The sequence below is a fragment of the Sphingomonas sp. J315 genome (assembly GCF_024666595.1).
Classification (GTDB): Bacteria; Pseudomonadota; Alphaproteobacteria; order Sphingomonadales; family Sphingomonadaceae; genus Sphingomonas.
The window spans coordinates 2,055,973-2,075,857 of the sequence record NZ_CP088296.1; the positions used below are offsets into that span (position 1 = coordinate 2,055,973).

A 19,885-nucleotide genomic window follows, 5' to 3' on the forward strand; every position below is an offset into this window, starting at 1 on the left:
CCAGAGGCTCGAGCACATAGCCGTCCTCCCCCTCCGTCGCCTTCGGCGCCACCTCCCCCTGGCGGGGGAGGATTGATTGGGTCAGCCCAGCAACGACTCCACCCACTCCGGCACTAGCGTACCGGCGAGGCCGAGGCGCGATTCCGCGAACCACGCGCTGCCTTCCGAGCGGTCAAGGTTGAGTTCGAGCGTATCCGCCCCGTGGTAGCGCGCGGTGCGGACGAAGCCGGCGGCGGGATAGACCGCGCCCGAGGTGCCGATCGACACGAACAGGTCGGCGCGGGCCAGCGCGGCGTCGATCACGTCCATGTGATAGGGCATCTCGCCGAAGAACACGATGTCGGGGCGCAGCGCGGGCGCGTCGCACGATGGGCAGGACGTGCCGGGCGGGAGCGGGTCGGGCCATTCGCTCTGCACGCCGCAGAGCGCGCACAGCGCGGACTTCAGCTCGCCATGCATGTGGAGCATGCGCCTCGATCCGGCGCGATCGTGCAGGTCGTCGACATTCTGGGTGACCAGCAGCAGCTCGCCGGGCCACTCCGCGTCTAGCCGGGCGAGCGCGTGGTGCGCGGCATTGGGTTCGACCTTCGCCAGGTTGGCGCGGCGTTCGTCGTAGAAACGGTGGACCAGATCGGGGTCGTGCGCGAGCGCTTGCGGCGTGCACACATCCTCGACGCGATGCCCCTCCCACAGCCCGCCGGGACCGCGGAACGTGGCGACGCCGGATTCGGCGGAGACGCCTGCGCCAGTGAGGATGACGATGTTGCGGGGGTGCGTCATGGGGGTGGTGTAGCCATCTCCCTCTCCCATTGGGAGAGGGAAGGGGCCCGCGCGCGGAGCGCGTGGGAGGGGTGAGGGTGAGTGGGGGGTGGGGCAGTCACCCTCACCCTTCCGCCGACTGCGTCGGCTCCCTCCCTCTCCCAATGGGAGAGGGATTCTTAGTCATCCTCGTCCTCATAGCCCGCTAGTTCCAGCGCGCGCGCCTTGATCTGGTGGGTGCGGCACCAGTGGACCAGGGCGTCTTCGCGGCCGTGGGTGACCCACACTTCCTTCGGGGCGATTTCGCGCAGCGTCGTGGTCAGCTCGTCCCAGTCGGCATGGTCGGAGAGGATCAGCGGGAGTTCGACATTGCGCTGGCGGGCGCGCTGGCGGACGGTCATCCAGCCACTGGCCATCGCGGTGACCGGGTCGGGCAGGCGGCGCGACCAGCGGTCGTTGAGCGCGCCGGGCGGGGCGAGGATGATGCGTCCCTGCAATTCCTTCTTCGCGACGCCGGTGGCGGGGCGCAGCTCGCCGAGCGGCACGCCATGGTCGATGTACAGGTCGCACAACCGTTGCAGCGCGCCATGGATGTAGATCGGGTCGTCGAACCCCATGCCGCGCAGTTCGGCGATCACCCGCTGCGCCTTGCCCAGCGCATAGGCGCCGACCAGCACGCAGCGTTCGGGTTCTGCGCGCAGCGCGGCGAGGAGCTTGTCGATCTCGTCGGTGGTTTCGGGGTGGCGGAAGACGGGGAGGCCGAACGTCGCTTCGGTCACGAACACATCGCATTTGACCGGGCGAAAGGGTTCGCAGGTGGGATCGGGGCGGCGCTTGTAGTCGCCCGAGACGACGATCCGCTCGCCGCGATGATCGAGCACGATCTGCGCCGAGCCCAGGACATGGCCGGCGGGGACGAAGCCGATGTCGACGTCCCCGGCCTTCACGGTCTCGCCATAGGCGACCGGGCGGGCGGTCTGGGGGCCGTAACGCGCCTCCATGATCGCCAGCGTTTCGGGGGTCGCCCACACTTCGCCATGCCCGCCGCGCGCGTGGTCGGCATGGCCGTGAGTGACGAACGCGCGCGCCTTGGGCTGTGACGGATCGATCCAGATGTCCGGGCCGGGGACATGGATGCCTTCGGGATGCGGGGTGATCCAGTCGCCCAATGCCATGGATGCGATATGCGCGAGCGGGCCGCGTGGTTCCAGAGGATCAATCGCACCCGCCTTTCGTTGGGGCAGTGAAGGAGATGGTGACATGGTCGATACTGGCGGCGGCGGTCTGTGGGGCGTGATGACGATCCTCGGCCCGATCATCCTGGCGGCGGTGATCCTTTGGGCGATTTTCAACAACCGCACGACCAAGCGCGAGAAAGAGCGTACCGAAGACGCGACGCGCGCGATGTATGACGCGCAGAATGAAGAGGACACGCGACGCGAGCCTTGAGCCTGCGCTAAGACGCCGCGTGTGAGCGATCTTCCCGCCCCGTTGGCAGACTGGTTTGCGGCGCGCGGCTGGGCACCGCGGCGGCATCAGATGGAGATGCTGGCGGCGGCGCGGCGGGGAAGCCATGCGCTGCTGGTCGCGGCGACCGGGGCGGGCAAGACGCTGGCGGGATTCCTGCCGACGCTGAGCGAGCTGATCGAAGCGCCGGGCGAGGGGCTGCACACCCTCTATATCTCGCCGTTGAAGGCGCTGGCGGTGGACGTGCAGCGCAATTTGCTGACCCCGATCGACGAAATGGGGCTGAACATCCGGGTCGAGACGCGGACCGGCGATACGTCGCATGAGAAGAAGGTGCGCCAGCGCGCACGGCCACCGCAGATTCTGCTGACCACCCCGGAATCGCTCAGCCTGTTGCTGTCCTATGAGGACAGTTTCCGGATGTTCGCGGGGCTGAAGACGGTGGTGGTGGACGAGGTGCATGCCTTTGCCACCGGCAAGCGCGGCGACCTGCTGGCGCTGGCGCTGGCGCGGTTGCAGGCGATTGCACCGGACATGCGGCGGGTGGCGCTGTCGGCGACGGTGGCGGACCCGGACGGCTATCGCGCCTGGCTCGCCCCGCATGGCGATATCGACAGCGTGGAGCTGGTGGTGGGGGAGAAGGGGGCGGACCCCGATATCGCGATCCTGCTGCCTGAAGGACGCGTGCCGTGGTCGGGGCATAGCGGCGTCTATGCGATCCCGCAGGTGATGGCGGAGATCGAGACGCACAACACCACCATCGTGTTCTGCAACACGCGCGGGCTGTGCGAGCTGGTGTTCCAGAATCTGTGGAAGGCCAATGACCTGCAGCTGCCGATCGGGGTGCATCACGGCAGTTTGAGCCTGGAGGCGCGGCGCAAGGCCGAACAGGCGATGGCCGATGGCAAGCTGCGCGCTTTGGTCGCCACCGCCAGCCTCGATCTGGGCGTCGATTGGGGCGATGTCGATTGCGTGATCCAGATGGGTGCACCCAAGGGATCGTCGCGCCTGCTGCAGCGGATCGGGCGCGCCAATCATCGGCTGGACGAACCGAGCGAGGCGGTGCTCGTGCCGGGGAACCGGTTCGAATATCTGGAGGCGCGCGCGGCGCTCGATGCGGTCGAAGCGGGCGAGCTGGACACTGACATCTTCCGCCCCGGTGCGCTCGACGTGCTGGCGCAGCATGTGATGGGAGTAGCGTGCGCCGCGCCGTTCGATGCCGCGAACTTGCTGCGCGAGGTGCAGGGGGCGTTGCCCTATTCGGCGCTGGATGCCGAGACGTTCGACCGCGTGCTGAACTTCATCTCCGATGGCGGTTACGCGCTGCGCGCCTATGACAAGTTCAAGCGGCTGACGCGCACGCCCGACGGGCTGTGGCGCGTGACCAAGCCGGCCTTTGTTGCGCAGCATCGGCTGAATGCGGGGATCATCGTCGAGGCGCCGATGCTCGACGTGCGGTTCAGGAACGGGCGGCGGCTCGGCAAGGTCGAGGAGAATTTTGGAAGCCAGCTCTCGCCCGGCGACAGTTTCTTCTTCGCGGGACTGGCGGTCGAGGTGGAGCGCATCGAGCTGACCGATGTGATCGTGCGCGCGACCGCAAAGCCGGCGCGGATCGTGTCCTATATGGGCCTGCGGCTGTCGATCAGCTCGACACTGGCGGAGCGGGTGCGGCGGTTTCTCGCCGATCCGCGCGAATGGGCGCGCTTCCCCGACGATGTCCGCGAATGGCTCGAGGTGCAGCAGCGCCGCTCGCAGCTGCCCGCGCCGGGGCGGTTGCTGGTCGAGACCTTCCCGCATGAAGGGCGGCACCATATGGTGGTGTACAGTTTCGAGGGGTGGAACGCGCACCAGTCGCTGGGCATGCTGGTGACGCGGCGGATGGAGGCGCTGGGGCTCAAGCCGATCGGCTTCGTCGCAAATGACTATGCGCTGGCGGTGTACGGGCTCGAGAAGATCGATGATCCGGCGGCGCTGTTTTCGCCCGATATCCTCGAGCATGAGTTTGTCGACTGGGTGCAGGGATCGGCATTACTCAAGCGCGCATTTCGCGAGGTCGCGATCATCGGCGGGCTGGTCGAGCGGCAGCAGCCGGGGAAGAAGAAGACCGGGCGGCAGGTCACCTTCTCGACCGACCTGATCTACGACGTGCTGCGCAAGTACGAGCCCGATCATCTGCTGTTGAAGGCGGCATGGGCCGATGCGCGGGCGCGGATGACCGATGTCGGGAGGCTGGCGCATCTGCTCGATACTGCGGCAGCGCAGATGGTGCATGTCGACCTCGACCGCGTCAGTCCGATGGCGGTGCCGGTGCTGATCATGATCGGGCGCGAGACTGTGGCGCAGGGCGCGGCGGAGGATGCGATGCTGATCGAGGCCGAGGCGCTGGCGGTCGAGGCGATGCGGCTCGACTGACCGCATCTGCCTTTCGACCAACCGCAATTGCTGCGCAGCATGGAGAGGTGTAGTCTGTCGCCATGCGGTACGCACTTCTTCTGCCGCTTGTCGTGGCATTCGGCGCGGCTCCGGCCGTGCCCCAGGACGTGCCCGCGATCGCGGGGCAGGCTGATGCCGGCGAGGAACTCGTCGAGCTGGGCGCGCTCGCGACGCGGATGACCGTGCCGGTGTCGATCAACGGCGCTGCACCCCGACCCTTTGTCATCGACACCGGGGCCGAGCGATCGGTGGTGTCGCGCCAGCTCGCCGGACAACTCGGATTGACGGCGGGGCCGCATGTCCGGTTGACGACGATGACCGGCATCTCGCGCGTTTCGACCGTGGTCGTGCCGTCGCTGTCCGTCGGCCCGGTGCGTGACCAGCGTGCGTTCAATGCCCCGGCGCTGGAAGCGACGCATCTGGGCGCGCATGGCCTGCTGGGGGTCGAGCAGTTGCGCGGGCATATGGTCGCGATCGACTTTACCCGGAAGGAGATGGCAGTACGCCCCTCGCGCGGGGCGATCGCCCCGAAGCTTTTTCGCGGCGATGCGGACGAGATCGTGATCGTCGCGCGCAGCCGGATGGGCCAGCTGATCGTCACCGAAGCCACGTTCGAGGGGCATCGGGTGACCGTGGTGCTGGATACCGGGTCACAGATCAGCATGGGGAATCTGGCGCTGCAGCGGCGGTTGCGGCGCATCCCGCTGAAAGGTCCGATCGAGCTGACCAGCGTGACCGGCGAGAAGCTGATGGCCAATTACCACATCGCCAGCAATGTGCGGATCGGCGGCGTGGTGATGGGCGGCGTGCCGGTGGCGTTTGCCGATGTTCCGCCCTTCGCCCATTTCGGGCTGCAGGATCGGCCCGCGCTGATGCTGGGGATGGATGCCCTGCGTGCGTTCAAGCGGGTCGAGATCGATTTTCCCGCACGCCGGGTGCGATTCATGATGACCCGCCGCGACGTGCCGCGCACGGGTTCGCTGATCAGTTGACGCCGCGCCCCGGCGGCGCGATAGCGGGCGCATGGTTCCCTTTTCGTTCGCTGGCCACGAGTTGTGCGCGCTGCCCGAGGCGGCGCTCTACTGGTCGGCGCGGCGTGCGCTGATCGTCGCCGACCTGCATTTCGAGAAGGCGAGCTGGTTTGCGCGCTGGGGCCAGATGCTGCCGCCCTATGACAGCCTGGCGACGCTCGATGCCTTGGAGGCGCTGGCAGCACGGACAGGGGCGCGGGAGCTGTGGTGCCTGGGCGACAGCTTCCACGATTCGGAAGGGTGTGACCGGCTTCCCGAAGCGGCGCGCGAGCGGCTGCGTGCGCTGACCGGCGCGCTGGACTGGACCTGGATTACCGGCAACCATGACGCGGCGCTGGCCGACCAGAGGGCGATCGACCATTGTGGCGGGCGCGTCGTCGTCGAGGCCGAGGTCGATGGGTTGTTGTTGCGGCATGAGGCCGAGCCGGGCGAGCTGCGCCCCGAACTGTCGGGGCATTTTCACCCCAAATTGCGCGTGCGGTCGCGCGGACGACAGGTGGCGCGGCGCTGTTTCGTGGCGACCGGAACCAAGCTGATCCTGCCCGCATTCGGCGCGCTGACCGGCGGGCTGGACGTCGATCACCCCGAGATCGTCCGTGCGGTCGGACGCGGCGCGGAGGCGCTGGTGGCGCTGGAGGATCGGCTGCTCAGGTTTCCGATCGCGGCTTGATCTGCTCGGCTTCGCTGGGGCGCGGCGCCGGCCTCCCTACTTCCGCCGGTCGGTCTTGCCCGTGCAGCTCGCCGGGCCGGGGCCGCTGATCAGGCAGGCGGCGTTGCCGGTCACGCGCACCGTGCCGGTGCCGAGCGTCGCGATCTGTGCGGTGTAGCGCGCGGCGAAGCGGCTGTCCCCGGCGCTTTGCGACTGGACGGTGAGGTCGTTGACGCTCATCCCCGTCGCGTCGATCGATCCCGCGCCATAGGTGGCGAAGCGGGCGGCGCGGGTCATGCCGCCGTTGAGCCGTACCGCACCGGTGCCGGTCAGCGTGACCGCGAGCTGGTCGGCGTCGAGCCGCGCGATGTTGAGTGATCCCGCGCCGTTGACGCCCAGATCGACGCGCTGTCCGCTCATCCGGTCGACATCGACCGATCCGCCGCCATTGATGTTGATGCCGCGCAGCCCGCGTGCGCCGACCGTGACGGTGACCGCGCCGCTTTGCTCGCTCCAGCCTTCGAAGGTCTGGTTGCGCGGGCCGATCACCAGCTGGCCGCCCATGTTGCGGACGCTGACCCTGTCGACCGCGCGGCGGTCGCCGGTGACGATCGCCTTGGGCGGCTGGCCGTCGATGACCTTGACGAGGAACGGGCCGTCGACGCGCAGCCGCTCGAACCCGGTGAGCATGACGGTGGTGCTCTCCGCCGCCTGGGGCACAGGAGCCGCAGCGGAGGCGAAAAGCAGGACGGGCAGTGCAAGCATGCGCATCAGGCGAGCATCGCACTGATTGCCCGCCCCGCGCAAGTGAGGGGGCTCAGCTACAGCGCGCGTCGCCCGAGCCCATCTTGCTGACCGAGCATTTCGCGCCGCCGGTCAGCTCGACATCGCCCGACCCGACCAGCGAGATATCGGCGTCGCCGCTCACCTGGGCGCGGACATTGCCGGAGCCGGCGATTGAGATGTCGGCGCTACCCGCCTTCAGGCCCGCGGCGCCGACATTGCCGGAGCCAGCGATCGACACGTCGAGCGCGGTCGCGGTGCCGCCGCCGACATTGATGTCACCCGACCCGGCGATCGACAAATCGGCCTTGCCTCCGGCGAGGCTGGCGAGGGTCATGTTGCCCGATCCGGCAACCGCGCCCGAGAAATCGCCCTTGGCCTGGTCGATCGTCATGTCGCCCGACCCGGCGATGTCGGCGCTGGCGAGCGCGGGGAGGGTGACGATGACCTTCGCGGCCTTGTCGCCGCCCCAGTTCCATTCGCCGTCCTTGCGGCCGATGCGTAGCGTGTTGCCGTCCTTGCGGATTTCCAGCCGGTCGAGCAGCGCCGTATCGCCCTCGGCGGTGACCGAAAAGGCGCCGGTGCGGACCTCGACATTGTCCGCGCCGCGCAGCGACACGCCGGTGAAGTCGGCGACCTGGAAGCTGCGCGTGCCGCCCTGGCCGCTCGGCTGGACGACGTCTCCAGTCATGCCGTTGGCGAAGTTGCAGGCGGACAGCGACAGCGCGGCGGTGGCGACAAGTGCGATGCGGAAGCGGGTCATCGGCTCTCTCCAATGTGTGTTGTTGAGATAATACACGCTGTGCGCGGCGGGTGCAACGAAAAAGGGCGGCCCCGGCGGGACCGCCCCCTTCGTCATCGGATCGGCGGGGCGCGATCAGGCGCTCGCCTTCTCCTTGTTGTAGATCGCGGCCGAGGCGCGCAGGATCTCGAGCAGCTTTTCCAGTGCGGCCTTTTCGTCGATCTGCTCCATCGCCGCGAGTTCGCGCGCGAGGCGCGAGGCGGCGGCTTCGAAGATCTGGCGTTCGGAATAGCTCTGCTCGGGCTGGTCGTCGGCGCGGAACAGGTCGCGGACCACTTCGGCGATCGACACCAGGTCGCCCGAATTGATCTTGGCTTCATATTCCTGGGCGCGGCGCGACCACATGGTGCGCTTGACCTTGGGCTTGCCCTTGAGCGTGTCGAGCGCCTCACGCAGCGTCTTGTCGCTCGACAGCTTGCGCATGCCGACGCTTTCCGCCTTGTTGGTCGGAACGCGCAGGGTCATTTTCTCTTTTTCGAAGCGGAGCACATACAGCTCGAGCTGCATGCCCGCGATTTCCTGTTTCTGGAGCTCAATCACACGGCCAACGCCGTGCTTGGGGTATACGACATAATCGCCGACATCGAAGGACAGCGCCTTGGCAGCCATGTGCGGGAAGCCTTTCTTTTGAACTCAAGCCCCTGAAGGGATTGCTTCACAGGCCCGGTGCAGTTACCGGGCGGGTGAAGGCGGTTCGGGGCAAATCAACAACGGTCTCCAGTACCGAAACGCGATTCCTCGCGTCCGACGCCGTATTTAACACAGATGCAATAAAATTACCACCCCGGAATCGCGCGCGCCCGAAGGCAGCGCGCGGCGTGATGCCGCGTGGAATAAGGATCGGGGCCGCAGCCGGTCGCCGAACCGGCCGGACTGGAAAACCTCAGTCGCCCTTGCCGGGTTCGGGCGAGAAATACTTCTCGTACTTGCCCTCTTCGCCCTTGTGCGCGTCGGCGTCTTCGGGGGTTTGCCCCGCATTGCGCGTGACGTTGGGCCATTGCGCGGAGAAGGTGTTGTTGAGTTCCAGCCACTGTTCCAGCCCGCTCTCGGTATCGGGCAGGATCGCTTCGGCCGGGCATTCGGGTTCGCACACGCCGCAATCGATGCACTCGCTCGGGTTGATGACGAGCATATTCTCGCCCTCATAGAAGCAGTCGACCGGGCAGACCTCGACGCAGTCCATATATTTGCAGCGGATGCAGGCGTCGGTGACGACATAGGTCATGGCAGGTTCGGCCCCTCATGCGCCCGATCGGGCGGTGTTATCCCCTTTCTGCTATGCCCGGCTTTCGGCAAGGTCAATCAAGACGCGCTTTCTGCGATACATTCTCAATTTTGGATCAATCCGGCGGAGGGGCCGTGCCGGGGGTGAGTTCGGTGTAGCAGTCGCGTGCCTCGGCAGGTGGGCCGCGGCGATGTGGTAGCGCCTCGACCCTTACGACGCGCACCTGGCCACCATGGGTGACAAAGGCGAGGATGTTGCCGGGCCGCACCGGAAGGTGGCAGCGCTCGACCCGGCGCCCGTCGATGCGAAAATGGCCGGACTCCGCGAGCGCGCGGGCAAAGTTGCGCGACGCGGAGATGCGCGACCACCACAGGAAGCGGTCGAGGCGCATCGCGTCAGCCATCGATCAGGTCCGCAAGCGCCGCAAAGGCGTTGTCGCGCGGCGCGGCCCTGGGCTTGGCGAGCGGGGTCAGCCCCTTCCACACCCAATGTTGCGGCTGGCCGGGGCGGGCGCGGACGCTCTGAAAGCCGAGCTGCGCCATCAGCCGCGCGAGCGTGTCTGCGGTAAGGCCCATCGAGGTGGCGAGCGCGGGGTCGGGGGCGAAGGGTGTCCGGCCCTTGCGCGCATCATGCGCGGCGCGGGCGATGCGTTCGGCCAGATCGACGCGCACCGCCTGTTGCCCCAGTGGGCGATAGCCATGATTGAGCGATGCGCCGGGCGCACCGCGTGGGAGCACGCTCGCGCCCTCCGCCGGACCTTCGCCAAGGTTCAGCAGAGCGCGACGCGCGGCGGCGGTGCGGGGCTTGAGCAGGCCGGGCATGAACAGGTCGAGCGTGCCGATCACCAGCCCCGCCTTGCGCAGCCGCTTGCGGTCGTCGGGTTCGAGCGCCTCGACCAATGCCCCGGCGGCGCGGCGCGGCATCAGCCCGCCCGACCGGACCAGCAGCCCGGCGAGCGCGCGCACCCGGCTGCCCGCCGCCGCATCGCGGCTGAGCGCGTCGAGCGTGGCGAGATCGGGCAGGTCGGATGCAATGCGGGCGTCGAGCCAGTTGGCCACTCGAGCCTGCGCGGCGGCCTTTTCGCGCACATCGAGGATGTCGAGGGTTCGGCACAGCCGGATCGCGGGGCGGATCGGATTGGCGGTCGCGTCGAGATGCGCGACGCGCACCCCCTGCCAGTGCAGCTCGTCACCCACGCGGCTGAGCGTATCGTCGCGCGCATCGGCCAGTGCGGCGGCGCGGCGGCGCAGTTCGGGGGCGAGCCCCTTTTCGGCAGCGGCGAGCAGCATCCTTTTATCCGCCGCGCGCGCATCGGGCGACACCGCAAAGTGGAAGCCGCTGAGCTGGCCAAGGACATGATCCTCGACCGTCACCTCGCCTTCGGGGCCGATGACGACCGGAAGGTGCGATGCGTCCGCGCCGATCTGGCGCAGCAGCACGGTGGTGCGCTTGTCGACGAAACGCTGGGTGAGGCTGGCGTGGAGCGCGTCGGAGAGCTTTTCCTCCAGCGCGCGGGTGCGGTCGGCCCAGTGCGCGGGATCGTCGAGCCAGTCTGCGCGGTGCGCGATATAGGCCCAGCTGCGTGCGGCGGCGATCCGGCCCGCGATGCTTTCGACATCGCCATCGACTCGATCGAGCCGGGCGATCTCGTCGGCGAACCATGTGTGCGGGAGATGGCCCTTGCCCTCGCTCAGATGGCGGAAGATGCGCGAGACGAAGCGGGCATGCGGGTCGAGCCCGAGCTTGCGGAAATCGGGCAGGCCGCACGCCGCCCAGAGCCGCGCGACGGCGCGGGGCGAGCGGACACGGTCGCGCACCCACGCCTCATCGGCGAGGCGCTTGAGCACCATCAGGTCCGCCGCCTCGGGCGCGGCGCGCAGCATCGGGTGATCGGGCTTGGCCTCAAGGCTGGCGATCAGCGCATCGATGCTGGACAGGTCGGGCTCGCCCTCGCGCCAGTAGAGATGTTCGAGCGGGGGGACGCGATGCCCTTCGATCGCCGCAATCTCCTCGGGGGTAAATGCGCCCGGCCCTTCCTCGACCAAGGCGCCGAAGCTGCCGTCGCGCTGGTGGCGGCCGGCGCGCCCGGCGATCTGCGCCATTTCGGCGACGGTCAGGCGGCGCTGGCGCCGGCCGTCGAACTTGTTGAGGCTGGCGAAGGCGACATGATGGACATCGAGGTTGAGGCCCATGCCGATCGCATCGGTGGCGACGAGATAATCGACCTCGCCCGCCTGGAACATCGCGACCTGCGCATTGCGGGTGCGGGGCGAGAGCGCGCCCATCACGACCGCCGCGCCGCCGCGCAGCCGCCGCAGCGCCTCGGCCACCGCGTACACCTCCTCGGCGCTGAACGCGACGATGGCGGAGCGTTTGGGCAGGCGCGAGAGCTTCTTCGCGCCGGCATAGCTGAGCGTCGAGAAGCGCGGGCGGGTGACGATCTCGGCATCCGGCACCAGCCTGCGCAGCACCGGGCGCAGGCTGTCCGATCCCAGGATCATCGTTTCGTCGCGGCCGCGCGCGCGCAGGATGCGGTCGGTGAAGACATGGCCGCGCTCCGGGTCCGCGCCCAGCTGTCCTTCGTCGAGCGCGACGAAGCTCACTTCGCGGTCGAGCGGCATCGATTCCGCCGTGCACAGGAACCAGCGCGCGCCGGGCGGTACGATGCGTTCCTCGCCCGTGACCAGCGCGACTTCCTTGGGCCCCTTGAGCGCGACCAGCCGGTCATAGACCTCGCGCGCAAGCAACCGCAGCGGAAAGCCGATGATGCCGCTCGAATGCGCGGCCATCCGTTCGATCGCCAGATGCGTCTTGCCGGTATTGGTCGGGCCGAGCACCGCAGTGACCGGGCTGGTGGAGAAGAGACTCATTATGCGCCAAGATTGCCCCGACTCGATTGCGGCGCAAGCGGCGCATACGCAGTTTCCGTAGCGTTTTCGGTTAACAACACGACCCGTCCCCGCGCCAGAACGACTCGCCGCAAGAACTTGGCCGCCGCGACCTGCTTAATTTGACTTTAGCATATACTATCCACAACCGTTCGGGCTGAAGCCGGGGGAACGGCGTTTCGTTCAATCGATTTGGGTGGGGGCAGCGCGCCTTGTTTCTGCGCAATGATCATGGGTTGGAGCAATCGGGCGGCGCTGCGGCGTTGTCGTTCGGGCGCGGCGTCGACAGCCGCAAGCCCGGCCTCGCCGAGCGGTTCCGCGAACGCTATCCCGATTTCGAGCTGATCCCCGACCTGGGGTCTCGCATCGGCAGCCGCGAATGGTTTCGCGGCGCGGCGACGTGCGGCGGGCTGTGCGCGTTCGTATTTCTGCTGTCGCCGGGGTTCGAGCGCCCGATCTATGGCGGGGTCCCCTCTGCCCATGCCGCCAGCGCCGACCTGATGCGTGCTCAGTCGATCGCACCGTTGGACAAGGGCGGCGTGACCGGCACCCGGCTCGCCGCCAACCGGCTGGTCACGACGCTGACCGACACCCCCGAACGCCCGATCATCCAGCACAGCGTGACTTTGGGTTCGGGCAGCGGGCTGCAGGCGGCGCTCGCCCGCTCGGGCGTTGGCAAGGGTGAGGCGGCGCAGGCAGCCGACCTGATCGCTGGCGCGATGGCGCTGGGCGATTTGAAGTCGGGCACGCAGCTCGACCTGACGCTCGGCCGCCGCGTCGACAAGTCTGCGCCGCGCCCGCTGGAGAAGCTGGCGTTCCGCGCGCGCTTCGACCTCAGCCTTGAGCTGGTTCGCACGCCGACCGGTCTCGCGCTCAACGAAATTCCGATCGCGGTGGATCATACCCCGCTGCGCATCCGTGGCCGGGTGGGTGAGAGCCTCTACCGCTCGGCGCGGGCCGCTGGCGCGCCTGCGCGCGCGGTCGAAGCCTATATCCGTTCGATCGCCACCCGCATGCCGATCGGCCGGGTCGGATCGGACGCGGAGTTCGACATCATCGTCGAACAGGCTCGCGCCGCAACCGGCGAAGTCCAGATGGGGAACCTCCTCTTCGCGGGGCTCAGCGGCGGCGGGTCGGGCAAGCTTCAGCTCGTCCGCTGGGAAGAGGATGGCAAGGTCAGCTGGTATGACGGGGCCGGGAAGGGCGAGCGCAAGGGCCAGATGGCGATGCCCGCAGCGGGCCGGATCAGCTCCGGCTTCGGCTTGCGCCGCCACCCGGTGCTGCGCTTCACCCGGATGCACAAGGGACTCGACATCGCCGCAGGCTATGGCGCGCCGATCCGCGCCGCGAATGACGGTGTCGTCGCCTTCGCCGGGCGCAATGGCGGTTATGGCAATTTCGTGCGGCTCAACCATAGCGGCGGCATGGGCACCGGCTATGGCCATATGAGCCGGATCGCGGTGCGCGGGGGCCAGCGGGTCAGCCGGGGCCAGGTGATCGGCTATGTCGGATCGACCGGCATCTCGACCGGTCCGCATTTGCATTACGAACTCTATCGCAACGGCGTCGCGATCAACCCGCGCTCGGTCAGCTTCTCGGTGGTCCAGCAGCTGGGCGGCAACGATCTGCGCGCGTTCAAGTCGAAGCTGGCGCAGCTGCTCGCGGTGCCGGTTGGGGGCACGCGCGGCAAGCCCGCCGACACCGCCGACGCGGAGTGATCGGTCGCCGCGCGCTGATCGCCGGCGCGGCGTTCGCCGGCGTCGTGCCCGCATTCGCGAAGTCGCGTGGCGAAATCTGGAAATTTGATTCGCTCTCCCGCATCGGCGGGCTTGTCCCGCAGGTCGAGGGCGCGCCGAAGCTGATCGACAGCCCGTTGGGCAAGGCGGTCTTGTTCGACGGCGTGCGCGACCGGCTGTTGATCCCGCGCCATCCGCTTGCGGGCACGCCGCGCTTCACCTTCGAGGCGCTGTTTCGCCCCGATGGCGGCGCGTTCGAACAGCGCTGGTTCCATCTCGAGAGCGGCGACGGAGCGAACTCGACTGCGCGCGACGGCCAGCGGATGCTGTTCGAGATCCGCACCGAGGGGAGCGAATGGTGGCTCGACACCTTCCTGCTCGGCCCCGGCTATCGCGCGCCGCTGATCGATGCGACCAAGCGTTGGCCGGTCGGGCGTTGGCACCATGTCGCGCAAAGCTATGACGGGCGGGTCTATCGGGCCTTCGTCAACGGGGTGGAGCAGGCACGCGCCGAACTCGCCTTTGTGCCGCAAGCAGCGGGGGTGGCGTCGGTGGGGATGCGGATGAACGCGGTGAACCCGTTCAACGGAGCGGTGCGCGCGGCGGCGTTTACGCGGGGGGCGGCGCTGGGGCCGCGTCGTTACGTGCTGAAGATTCCGCGCTGAGAGGGTCCCGTGCTCCTGCCTTCGCAGGAGCGCAAGAAACTCAGCGCCCCTGTGCGCGCCAGCGGCGAATCGTGCGGTCGAGGATCTGGTCCTCGCCGCCCATGTGCCGCCACAGTTCGGAGAAGAGCGGGTCGCCCGATGCGGGACGCTTGTTTTCCTCGAGCGCGTCGAATGCGACGCGGACCGGGGTGGCGACGCCTTCGCCGACCATGATGCACTCGCGGTTGCGCAGCGCGGGGATCGCGTCGAGGAAGCCGCGCGCGCCTTCGGGCATGGCCGCGCGGACGAACGCCTGGTCGCGGTCGTTGTTGAGGCGCATCGAGATGATCGTGCCGCACTGCGACAGCACGCCTTCCGCCAGGTCGGACGGGCGCTGGGTGATCAGGCCCAGCGACACGCCGTATTTGCGGCCTTCCTTGGCGATGCGGCTGAGGATGCGGCCGACCGACGACCCATCGGCGTTGCGCTCATTTGGGACGTAGCGGTGCGCCTCTTCGCAGACCAGCAGGATCGGGCGCTGCGCCTCGCCGCGCGACCAGATCGCATAGTCGAACACCATGCGGCTGAGCACCGCCACGACGACGCTGGTGATCTCGCTCGGCACGCCGGACACATCGATGATCGAAATCGGCTTGCCGTCACCGGGCAGGCGGAAAATGCGGCCGATGAAGCTCGCCATCGTGTCGGAAACGAGCATACCGCTGAACATGAAGGTGTAGCGCGGGTCGGCCTTGATTTCGTCGATCTTGCCCCTCAGCCGCAAATAGGGGGCGGTGTCGGTCGCCTTGTCCATCTTGCCCATTTCGAGCTGGATGATTTGCGTAAGGTCCGACAAGAGATAGGGGATCGGCGCATCGACGGTCAGCTTGCCGAATTCGGCGGCGAGCCGGTTCTTCTGCTTGGCCATCAGGATGCAGCGCGCAAGGATGTCGGCATCGACCTGGCGATCCGACCCCTGAGTGGTCAGGAACACCTCGCAATGTTCCTCGAAATTCATCAGCCAGTACGGCATGGCGAGGTTCGACACGTCGTACAGCGCGCCATTGGTCTTGAAGGCCGCGGAATATTCGCCGTGCGGGTCGATCATCACGATATGACCCTGCGGCGCCAGCTCGCAAATGCGGTGGAGGATCAGGGCGGCAGCAGTCGACTTGCCGGTACCGGTCGAACCGAGCAGCGCGAAATGCTTGCCCAGCATCGAATCGATATAGAGCGCGGCGCGGATGTCGCGGGTCGGATAGACGTTGCCGACCTCGATATGCGCGCGGTCGTCGGCAGCGTAGATTTGCTTGAGGTCGGCGGTCGAGACCGGAAAGATCGGGGTGCCGGGGACGGGGTAGCGGGTGACCCCGCGCCGGAAGCTGTAGAGCTTGCCGGTCAGCTTTTCCTCATCGCCCTCGCCCAGGAAGTCGACCTGTGCCACCACCGACCCGCTGCGCTCGTCGAGGCGAAGCGCACGGACGTTGGCGATCAGCCAGCTGCTGCCGGCGCGCAGCTTGATCTGGCTGCCCACCGTGCCCGCACCCGCAACTGCCGGATCGGCGCTGTTGGCGAGCGATTCGAGCGCCGCGGTGTCGAACACGACCTCGCTCGAGGCACCGCCGATCGCCGACACCGCGCCGATGCCATGGGCCGCTGCGCCAGCGTTATGGTCGCTGGCTTCGGAGGCCGGACGGATACGGTCGAATCGTTGGCCGCCCAGATCTTCGCTCATCACGCGGTGCTGCTCCCCTGCAAGACGGGGTGGTTCTACCGGGCGTCGGTAAAGAACTCGTTGGTAAAAGGATTAGAATCTTCGCCAGATTGCGCCGGCGGCCCAGCCCAGGCCAATCGACAGCAGCACGGCGGCAATGCCGTAGAGGATCGAGTTGCGTTCGGCGGCGCGCGCGACCCAGCGTTCGAAGCCCGATTTGCGAATGTCGATCTCGCGCACTGCCGCCGCGAGCACGCGGCCGTCGCGGATCAGGAAGGTTTCGGCGGTGAAGCGCCCCACGGGCACGCGCGCGGGAATCTCGATGCGCCCGCGATACAGGACATTGTCGGTGATCTCGACCGTGCCCGGGGCTTCGTAATAGAGGCCGGCGCGGCGCTTGAGGTCGACCAGCCCCGCGTCGAAGCGCGACTGGACCGTCGGCGTGTCGCCCGAGGCGGGGGAAAGCTGGAGGCTGTCGAGCCCGAGCTCGTAGATCGCGCGGGTGCGTGCATCGACGATGCGCTTGATCGGCCGCGACGAGGCGATCGCGTAAAAGGACGGGGCGGAGCGGTAGCGGGTGCGGTCGGCATTGACCCAGATCCCGGCAACCCGCTGTTTCTCGCGGACGATCACCGATTCGGTCGGTCCCTTGACCACCACGACGATGTCGGTGGGCGGATCGCCCGGCCGTGGCGTGCTGTTGCCCGGCTGGACGATCGCGCCGAACAGCAGCAGCTCGGCCCCGGTGAAGGAGTAGATGATCTCGATCTCGCGCTGCGACACGTCGGGGACGAGCGTCGGCTTGGCCTGGCCGAGAAGGAGCGGCGCAGCGAGGATGAGGAGGAGCGGTGGGAGCTTCATCCCAATTCCACCGAATAGATCTCGTCAGGACGCCAGGCGAGGCCGAGCACCATCTGGAGCGCGACCAGCAGCACCATCACGCCGAGCGCGAGCCGCAGATATTCCGGGCGTGCGCGGGCGGCGAAGCGCGCGCCGAGTTGTGCGCCGATCACCGACCCGAGCAGCAGCAGCGCCGCCAGCACGATATCGACCGCCTTGGTCGTCATCGAATGGACCATTGTCGCCGCAGCGCTGACGAACAGGATCTGGAACAGCGACGTGCCGACCACGACCTGCGCGGGCATGCCGAGCAGATAGAGCATCGCCGGAATCAGGATGAACCCGCCGCCGACGCCGAGCAGCATCGTCAGGATCCCGGTCGCGAATCCCAGCAGCAACGGCGCGAACGGCGAGATGTACAGGCCCGATCTGTAGAAGCGCCAGCGCAACGGCAACGCGGCGACCATCGGATGATGCCGCCGACGCTTGGCTCGTGCCACTGTTCCGGTTCGCGCGGTGCGGATCGCGCCGAGCGATTCGGACAGCATCAGCCAGCCGATCGACCCCAGCATCACGACATAGAGCAGCGCGATCACGGTATCGATCTGCCCGCTCGCCTGGAGCAGGCGGAACAGCAATGCCCCAGCCCCCGACCCCAGCACGCCCCCACCGATCAGCACCCAGGCCATGTGCAGATCGACGCCGTTGCGGCGGAAATGGGCGAACACGCCCGATACGCTCGCTCCGGTTACCTGGCTCGCCGCCGATGCCGCCGCGACGGTGGGCGGGATGCCATAGACGATCAGCAACGGCGTGGTCAGGAACCCGCCGCCGACCCCGAACATCCCCGACAGCAGTCCGACGCCCAGCCCCAGCACCACGATGACGAGCGCGTTGACCGAGAGGTTGGCGATGGGGAGATAGAGGTCCATGCGGGTTTCTGCCTAGCCGTTCGTGCGCTCAGGCGGAAGGCGAAGGGGATCAGAAATCCGCCCCAAGCGTGAGCGCCGGTCCCGATCCCGGTCGGGCATCGCCGCCGATCCGCTCGCGCCAGTCCACGGCGATGCGCAGCGTCTGGCCCGATATGGGCAGGGTGGTGACCGCGCTGGGGCCGATATCGATCCGCGCCGCGTCGCGCTGTGCCGCGCCCCATGCACCCGCGCCGACCGCCAATTGGGCCTGGCCCGTCGCCGCGACGGTGCGCGTGATCCGCAGCGCGCCGTCGGCAAAGGGCTCGATCTGTCCGCGCGCGACTGCGCCGGCCTGGCCATAGGCTTCGAGTTCGAACGCGAAGGGCAGATCGCCGCTTACCCCCCCGACCGCAGCGACCGCCGGGCCGGATCGGCCATGATCCAGCGCGATGCGCTGTTCGGCGAGGAAGCGCATCGGCGCCCGCCACGGCCGCCATTCGATCCCCAGCGCGAGTTCGCGTCCCGTCCCCGCCATCGGCGCGCTGGCACGGGCGTAGAGCGCCAGCCGCCCGCGCCGGTCGATCGCGCGCGCAACCCGCACCCCGGCCTGATCGCCGCCGAGCATGGCCCCGCCGGCGGGACCGCCCCGGCGGGTGACCAGCCACGCGCTCGCCTGCCAGCGGTTGGGCACGGCGCGCGAGGCGAGCATCGCGGGTGGGGCCGGGATGCGCGGCAGCGGCCGGGCGTCGGGCGCGCGCTCCTGCTCGGCGCCAAAGGCGACCAGGTTGAGCAGCGCCATGCTGGCCATCGGCGGCGGCACCGCTATGGCGGGCGGCGCGGCATGGCGTGCCGGTGCGGCACCCGTGCGGAGGATGGGGCGCATCACCGCGATGCGCGGCTGGGGCGTCACGTCGACTGGCACCGGTTCCGGTGCTGCAGCCTGTGCGAGACGCAACGGCATCGCCGCCTCAATCGCCTCGGGCAGCGTCGCGTTCTCTGGCCAGAGGAGAATGACGCGCATCGCAACCCATCCGACCGCGACCATCGCCACGAAGCGCAGCGGGCGGCCCCTCCCGGTAGCCTCGACCCCAATCACGCGGCTTCCTCGCCCGGTTCGGGAAAGTGGTGCGCAGTCTTGTCCCACCGGGCAGCATCGCCGCGCAGCGTCGGCCAATAGATCGCGACCGCGCGCCGTGCGGCGAGCAGCGCGATCAGGTTCGCGACCAGCACGCGCGGCACCGCGAGCGCGGCCTGAATGGGGCCATGCGCCGCGCCGGTGAACGCGACCCGCATCGCCACGCGCCAGCCGAGCAGCGCCGCGTTGATCGCCAGCAGCCAGGCGACAGGCCCATCCGGCACAGGAATCGCGCTGCCCGCCAGCCAATGGCCAATCAGCGACAGGCCCCATGCGACAAGCGCGAGATAGGCGATGGCGAGCACCGGAATTGCGAGCGTCGCCCGGCGGTCGCGCATCCGCATCCAATGTTCGCCGAGCGATCCGCCGCGCTGCCACCCGACCCGGTCCCATCCGGCGAGCGCGATGCCGGTCAGCCAGCGCGCCTTTTGCCGCACCGCTGCGGGCAATTCGGCGGGGAAATAGGCGCGCACCGCGATCAGCCCGCCCGCCGCGTCGCGCGCGCGGACGAAGCGGGTGCGCCCGCCCAGCGCCGCGACAGCGAGGCCCAGCTCATAATCCTCGGTCAGGCTGGCGGCGTCGAATGGCTGGCCACCCCGGCTGTCGGCGATGCGGCCCAGCATCTCGCGCCGGATCGCGCAGCCGACCCCGGCAAACGGAATCGCCGCGCCCAGCAACTCGCGCACAATCAGATTCTTGCCATGGCTCTCGGCAAACTCGTCGAGATAATGGCCGGCGACGAGCGGCGAGCGCGCATCGGCGAGCGGCCGGACCGGCAGCTGTACCGCGTCATGGTCGCGCAGCCAGGTGGCGAACAGCGGCAGTTCGAGCGGGTGGACCAGATCCTCGGCGTCGTGCAGCACCACCG

Annotated in this window: 19 protein-coding genes; 6 read left to right on the forward strand and 13 right to left on the reverse strand. The window is 68.4% G+C overall.

What is annotated here, in order from left to right:
• Positions 1 to 81: 81 nt before the first annotated feature.
• Positions 82 to 780 (reverse strand): NAD-dependent deacylase, encoded by a 699-nt coding sequence (locus LRS08_RS10595; RefSeq protein ID WP_257843714.1) that lies wholly within the window; start codon positions 778 to 780, stop codon positions 82 to 84.
• Between the two features lie 158 nt (positions 781 to 938).
• Entirely contained in the window at positions 939 to 1,934 is a 996-nt protein-coding gene (locus tag LRS08_RS10600) for a ligase-associated DNA damage response exonuclease (RefSeq protein WP_257843713.1), read from the reverse strand.
• Between the two features lie 85 nt (positions 1,935 to 2,019).
• Here LRS08_RS10600 and LRS08_RS10605 point away from each other — a divergent pair, with 85 nt between their 5' ends.
• From LRS08_RS10605 to pdeM, 4 genes are all read left to right on the forward strand, one after another.
• Complete coding sequence (locus tag LRS08_RS10605; RefSeq protein ID WP_257843712.1) at positions 2,020 to 2,208, forward strand: hypothetical protein; 189 nt, start codon at positions 2,020 to 2,022, stop codon at positions 2,206 to 2,208.
• 21 nt (positions 2,209 to 2,229) lie between these two features.
• The gene (locus tag LRS08_RS10610; protein ID WP_257843711.1) at positions 2,230 to 4,638 is read left to right on the forward strand and encodes a ligase-associated DNA damage response DEXH box helicase; all 2,409 of its coding nucleotides are present in this window, start codon (positions 2,230 to 2,232) and stop codon (positions 4,636 to 4,638) included.
• A 62-nt stretch (positions 4,639 to 4,700) separates the two neighbouring features.
• On the forward strand, positions 4,701 to 5,651 hold the full coding sequence (locus LRS08_RS10615; protein WP_257843710.1) for a retropepsin-like aspartic protease: 951 nt from the start codon (positions 4,701 to 4,703) through the stop codon (positions 5,649 to 5,651).
• A gap of 31 nt (positions 5,652 to 5,682) precedes the next feature.
• The gene (gene pdeM / locus LRS08_RS10620; RefSeq protein ID WP_257843709.1) at positions 5,683 to 6,360 is read left to right on the forward strand and encodes a ligase-associated DNA damage response endonuclease PdeM; all 678 of its coding nucleotides are present in this window, start codon (positions 5,683 to 5,685) and stop codon (positions 6,358 to 6,360) included.
• A gap of 36 nt (positions 6,361 to 6,396) precedes the next feature.
• Here the strand turns inward: pdeM and LRS08_RS10625 are convergent, their stop codons facing one another.
• From LRS08_RS10625 to LRS08_RS10650, 6 genes are all read right to left on the reverse strand, one after another.
• On the reverse strand, positions 6,397 to 7,110 hold the full coding sequence (locus LRS08_RS10625) for a DUF2807 domain-containing protein (RefSeq protein WP_257843708.1): 714 nt from the start codon (positions 7,108 to 7,110) through the stop codon (positions 6,397 to 6,399).
• Between the two features lie 46 nt (positions 7,111 to 7,156).
• Entirely contained in the window at positions 7,157 to 7,885 is a 729-nt protein-coding gene (locus tag LRS08_RS10630) for a head GIN domain-containing protein (RefSeq protein WP_257843707.1), read from the reverse strand.
• Between the two features lie 114 nt (positions 7,886 to 7,999).
• Positions 8,000 to 8,533 carry a CarD family transcriptional regulator gene (locus LRS08_RS10635; protein WP_224921717.1) on the reverse strand — a complete coding sequence of 178 codons (534 nt, stop codon included), beginning with the start codon at positions 8,531 to 8,533 and terminating at the stop codon, positions 8,000 to 8,002.
• 274 nt (positions 8,534 to 8,807) lie between these two features.
• Entirely contained in the window at positions 8,808 to 9,149 is a 342-nt protein-coding gene (gene fdxA, locus LRS08_RS10640) for a ferredoxin FdxA (protein WP_257843706.1), read from the reverse strand.
• A gap of 115 nt (positions 9,150 to 9,264) precedes the next feature.
• Entirely contained in the window at positions 9,265 to 9,552 is a 288-nt protein-coding gene (locus LRS08_RS10645; protein WP_260480695.1) for a S4 domain-containing protein, read from the reverse strand.
• Complete coding sequence (locus tag LRS08_RS10650) at positions 9,545 to 12,019, reverse strand: helicase-related protein (protein WP_260480696.1); 2,475 nt, start codon at positions 12,017 to 12,019, stop codon at positions 9,545 to 9,547. The genes LRS08_RS10645 and LRS08_RS10650 overlap by 8 nt, the downstream gene beginning before the upstream one ends.
• A gap of 230 nt (positions 12,020 to 12,249) precedes the next feature.
• Between LRS08_RS10650 and LRS08_RS10655 the strand changes: the two genes are divergently transcribed.
• Both LRS08_RS10655 and LRS08_RS10660 read left to right on the forward strand, forming a co-directional pair.
• Positions 12,250 to 13,755 carry a M23 family metallopeptidase gene (locus tag LRS08_RS10655; protein WP_257843704.1) on the forward strand — a complete coding sequence of 502 codons (1,506 nt, stop codon included), beginning with the start codon at positions 12,250 to 12,252 and terminating at the stop codon, positions 13,753 to 13,755.
• On the forward strand, positions 13,752 to 14,438 hold the full coding sequence (locus LRS08_RS10660) for a LamG domain-containing protein (protein ID WP_257843703.1): 687 nt from the start codon (positions 13,752 to 13,754) through the stop codon (positions 14,436 to 14,438). The genes LRS08_RS10655 and LRS08_RS10660 overlap by 4 nt, the downstream gene beginning before the upstream one ends.
• Positions 14,439 to 14,478: 40 nt before the next feature.
• Here the strand turns inward: LRS08_RS10660 and LRS08_RS10665 are convergent, their stop codons facing one another.
• From LRS08_RS10665 to LRS08_RS10685, 5 genes are all read right to left on the reverse strand, one after another.
• Complete coding sequence (locus LRS08_RS10665) at positions 14,479 to 16,152, reverse strand: ATP-binding protein (RefSeq protein WP_260480697.1); 1,674 nt, start codon at positions 16,150 to 16,152, stop codon at positions 14,479 to 14,481.
• A gap of 72 nt (positions 16,153 to 16,224) precedes the next feature.
• Positions 16,225 to 16,992 carry a TIGR02186 family protein gene (locus tag LRS08_RS10670; protein ID WP_260480698.1) on the reverse strand — a complete coding sequence of 256 codons (768 nt, stop codon included), beginning with the start codon at positions 16,990 to 16,992 and terminating at the stop codon, positions 16,225 to 16,227.
• The gene (locus LRS08_RS10675; protein ID WP_257843702.1) at positions 16,989 to 17,903 is read right to left on the reverse strand and encodes a sulfite exporter TauE/SafE family protein; all 915 of its coding nucleotides are present in this window, start codon (positions 17,901 to 17,903) and stop codon (positions 16,989 to 16,991) included. The genes LRS08_RS10670 and LRS08_RS10675 overlap by 4 nt, the downstream gene beginning before the upstream one ends.
• Before the next feature lie 49 nt (positions 17,904 to 17,952).
• Positions 17,953 to 18,978, reverse strand: coding sequence for a hypothetical protein (locus LRS08_RS10680; protein ID WP_260480699.1), 1,026 nt, complete (start codon positions 18,976 to 18,978; stop codon positions 17,953 to 17,955).
• A complete protein-coding gene (locus LRS08_RS10685; protein ID WP_409456251.1) occupies positions 18,975 to 19,880 on the reverse strand; it encodes a glycosyltransferase family 2 protein in 906 nt (301 codons plus the stop codon). The genes LRS08_RS10680 and LRS08_RS10685 overlap by 4 nt, the downstream gene beginning before the upstream one ends.
• Positions 19,881 to 19,885: the final 5 nt, after the last annotated feature.